This is a genomic window from Arthrobacter sp. 05L45_2 (assembly GCF_056397525.1).
Genome location: NZ_JBFTNO010000282.1, coordinates 1 through 4,140, shown reverse-complemented (window position 1 = coordinate 4,140; position 4,140 = coordinate 1). Strand labels below are relative to the sequence as shown.

The window sequence follows — 4,140 nt, the reverse complement described above, 5'->3', positions numbered from 1 at the left end:
GGGCCCGGCACTGCTAAACTCTTTTTCGATACCTTGGCGAGGGAGAGCACCGGAATTCCGGTCTCCGTTATCGACTGGGTCTGAATCTCCCTTCTGATGGGCGGCCCGTCCGCCCCGCGTTGAAGGTCGCTGACAGACCTCCGCCCTTGCTGAACACCGTTCATCCCACAGGAGATTTCCATGTCTGAGCAGAAGCTCGCAGCAGAAGTACGCACCGAATTCGGCAAGGGCTTCGCCCGCCGCGCCCGCATGGCCAACCTGATCCCGGCCGTCATCTACGGCCACGGCGCCGAGCCGATCCACATCACCCTGCCGGCCAAGGCAACCACCCTGGCTGTCCGCACCGCCAACGCCCTGCTGTCCCTGGACATCAACGGCGAAGAGCGCCTGGCCCTGGTCAAGGACATCCAGCGCAACCCGATCAAGCAGATCATCGAGCACATCGACCTGCTGACCGTCCGTAAGGGCGAAAAGGTCACCGTCGACGTCCCCGTGCACGTCACCGGCGAGGTCGCCCCGGGCAACGTCCACAACCTCGAGATGACCACCATCTCCCTTGAGGCCGAGGCAACCCACCTGCCGACCGCCGTCGAGGTCAGCGTCGAAGGCCGCGCCGCCGGCGAGCACATCCACGCCTCCGACGTCGTGCTGCCGAAGGGCACCGTCCTGCTGGCAGACGCTGACGCCCTGGTGGTCAACGTCTCCGAGGCCGTCGAAATCGTCGAGGAAGAAGAGACCGGCGAAGAGGCTCCGCCCGCCGAAGCCGCCGAAGGCGAAGAGAACTCCGAGGCTGCTGCCGAGTAATTCCGGCGTATTCTCAGGTGGCCGGGTCCCAGTGGGGCCCGGCCACCGTCGTCTCTGCCCCGCCCCTGGCCCGACGCCCCCACGAAGGATGGATCCAATGACTGATACCTGGCTGATCGTAGGCCTCGGCAATCCGGGGTCCGAGTATGCCCACAACCGGCATAACGTCGGGCAGATGGTGCTCGACGAACTCGCACACCGGGTGGGCGGCGGCTTCAAGTCCCACAAGTCCCGGGCCCAGGTCCTCGAGGGCAGGCTGGGCATCGGCGGTCCCCGGGTGGTGCTGGCGAAGCCGATGAGCTACATGAACGTCTCCGGCGGCCCCGTCTCCGCGCTTTCGAAGTTCTACGACATCGGACCGGCCAACGTCATTGCCGTCCACGACGAGATCGACATCCCGTTCAACACCATCAAGCTCAAGATCGGCGGCGGCGAAGGCGGCCACAACGGCCTGCGCGACATCTCCAAGGCGCTGGCCACCAAGGACTACCTGCGGGTACGCGTCGGGGTCGGCCGTCCGCCCGGCCGGATGGACACCGCCGATTTTGTGCTTCGTGACTTCTCCGGGCCGGAGAAAAAGGAACTGCCCTTCCTGATCGACTCCGCCGCCGACGCCGTGGAGGCGCTGGTCCGGGAGGGCCTGCAGCCGGCCCAGCAAAAGTTTCACCCCGCCAGGGTTAGGCTACTTCTAGGCGGACGGTATTGGGGCCGCCCGCAGAGCGGTACGAAGGAAACTGGATGTCGAGGGATTCACTGGGCTGGGGAAATGTTTCCACTGCACTGCCACGTGCCGACGTTCATCAGGCTGGGAGGCCGGTGAGCAGGCACGCGTGGTCCGGGCTGGCACGCGGCGCTGACGCCGACCGTGTCCGGCACGACCTCGCCGCGCCCGGAAGCATGGGCGTTGTCATCACCGGCGACCGGGGCGTCGGAAAGTCCCTCGTCGGCCGCAGTGCACTGGCCGGTTTTGGCCCCGACGTCTTCACCCTGCAGCTGCGGACCTCCGGCCCGGCGACGCCTTACGGCTGCCTCGCCTTTACGCTCGCGCGGCTGCCGCAGAGTGCCCTCGGCTCGCCCACCGCCATCCTGCACGGCATGACCTCGCTGATCCGCAACGACGCCGGGGGACGCAAGTGCGTGATCCTGCTGGACAACGCCGGGTCCCTGGACGAACAAAGCACCGGTGTGCTGCTGAACCTGCTGCAGACCGGGACGGCACGGCTCGTGGCCACCGCGCAGCGCACCACGGACCTGCCGCCGGACTTCTACTGGCTCATCACCTCCGGGCAGCTGGCGGAGGTCCGGCTGTCCACCATGACGGAGATCGAGACCCAGGAAGTGCTGCAGGCCGCGCTGGGCCACCGGGTTTCCACCGCCCTGGCGAGCCAGATGCATCAGCTGGTCGGCGGCAGCCCCACCCTGCTGCAGGCTGTGGTGTCCGAACAAATCGAACGCGGCAACCTGGTGCTCGCCGGCGAGGTATGGACCCTGGTGGACGAAGTTGTCCTCGACGGGAGGACAGCGCTGGAGGACATCGTCAGGGCGCGCTATGCCCGGGAATCGCCCGAGGCCCGGGAAGTGATCGAGGTCCTGTCCTGTGCCCGCAGCATGTCCCTGACCAGGCTGGCCCGGATGTACGGCCCCGGGTTGATCGCGGACATGGAAGAGGCCGGCCAGATCGTCGTCGACCGCACCGACCAGCACCACGTGACGCTGGGGGACCGCTACCTGGGGGACATCGTCCGGAACTGGCTCACCGTGGAACGCCGGCTGGAACTGCGGGACAAGGTGCCCGGGCACCAGGCCCATGAGCTCGCGGAGCTCACGGTGGAGGACCTCCTGGCCTACGCCGCGTGGACCCACGACTGCCATGCCGAGCTTGCCCCCTCCCACGCCCTGGCGGCAGCGCAGGCCGCCGTCCTGCTTTTCGACCCCAAGTTCGCCMTCAAATGCGCCGGCGACATCAGTCCCAGCGATAAGGAATGGTCCGCCGGGCAGCAGCAGAAAGCCGCCGCCTACCTTCAGCTGGGCCTTCCGCTGCAGGCCATGTCCTCCCTTGATGACATCTCCGAGGAACAGATCAACCGGCTGGAACCGGAACCGTTCGCCGACCTGATCACGGCCAAAGCCGATTGCATGGCCTGGCTGGAGGACCGCTGCGGGAAGGTCCCCGAACTGATCCGGCAGGCAAGGCTCCGGCTCCAGGATTTCGGGCAGGAATCCGCCCCGGCCGACTCCCTGGCCCGCGCCGGACTAAGCCTGGACCTGTGCGAGTTCAACTACCTCTCCTTCGTTGGCGACTACGAACCCATGATGGAGCGGCTCAGCGCGGCCGCCGCGTCCTCCGACGCCGACGCCCTCGACCCGGTCCACCGGCTGCGGGCCTCGATCATCCTGATGGAAGCCCTCTGCATGACCGGCAAGGAGGTCGAGTCCCGGCAGCTGATGCGCGAGATCGGCGGCCGGCTCGGTGAATGGTCCAACGTTCCCCGGATCCGGGAGAACTTCGCCTGGCGCGCCTTCAACGTCCTGCTCCTCTCCGGCCAGTGGCGCCAGAGCATCGACATGCTCAAGGATGCCAGCGGCCGGGCCGGCCACGGCCTCCACTCCGGGAGCGCCGCGACCGACCTCGCCGTCGGGCTGGCCTACGTGTACGCGGGCCGGGGCTACCTGGCCCTGGACCCGCTGCTGGCCGCCATCGCCCAGCTTGAGGTCCGCACCAGCCTGCACGCGCTCCGGCAGGCCTACGCGGCGACCGCGTTCGCCTACGCCCAGACGGGCAACTCCATGCAGGCCACCGTCTACCTGGACCGGGCCCGGTCCGCCGACGGCCCRGCCCGCTTTGTGGTCAGCAGCTCCACCGAGTTCTGCATGGACATGGCCTCGCGCTGGCTGGGCGACCCGAACGCGAAGGACCGGCTGGTGCACGCCGCCGAAGGGCACTACCGCCGCGGCCGGTACACCCTGGCCGGGATCTGCATGCTGGGGGCCACCGTCAACGGCACCGCGAAGGACTTCCACTTCATGGAGGACATCGCCGGCTTCCGGCAGGGACCGCTCGCCGAACTGTCCAGGCTGGTGGCCGTCGGGAGCCGCAAGAAGGACGCCGCCACCATGCTGGCGGCCGCCGAACTCTCCGCCACCATGGAGCTCGACGCCGTCCAGGCCCGGTGCGCCGCGCTCGCCTTCGACTTTGCGAAGGCTGCCGGGCTCGCAACCAGCGCCACCGCAGCACACAAAATGCTGGAATCCCTGTCCGAGTCCGTTCCGACGCTTCCAATCGTTCCCCGGACCCAGGGCCCGCTGCTGACCGACCGGGAACGGCAAATCGCGGCC

The 4,140-nt window shown here is 68.0% G+C and carries 2 protein-coding genes and 1 pseudogene; all 3 read left to right on the top strand.

From position 1 onward, the window contains the following. Positions 1-180: 180 nt before the first annotated feature. A complete protein-coding gene (locus AC1DHD_RS15435) occupies positions 181-804 on the top strand; it encodes a 50S ribosomal protein L25/general stress protein Ctc (RefSeq protein ID WP_476880555.1) in 624 nt (207 codons plus the stop codon). Between the two features lie 97 nt (positions 805-901). After that, a pseudogene (pth, locus tag AC1DHD_RS15430) lies at positions 902-1,480 on the top strand (aminoacyl-tRNA hydrolase); the annotation flags it as partial. Positions 1,481-1,620: 140 nt separating this feature from the next. Next, positions 1,621-4,140 (top strand): helix-turn-helix transcriptional regulator (locus AC1DHD_RS15425; protein WP_476880554.1); only part of this gene is annotated, 2,520 nt, incomplete at its 3' end.

Excerpts from the sequence above, each read along its gene's own strand:
- AC1DHD_RS15435 (WP_476880555.1), top strand. The coding sequence starts at position 181 with ATGTCTGAGCAGAAGCTCGCAGCAGAAGTACGCACCGAATTCGGCAAG.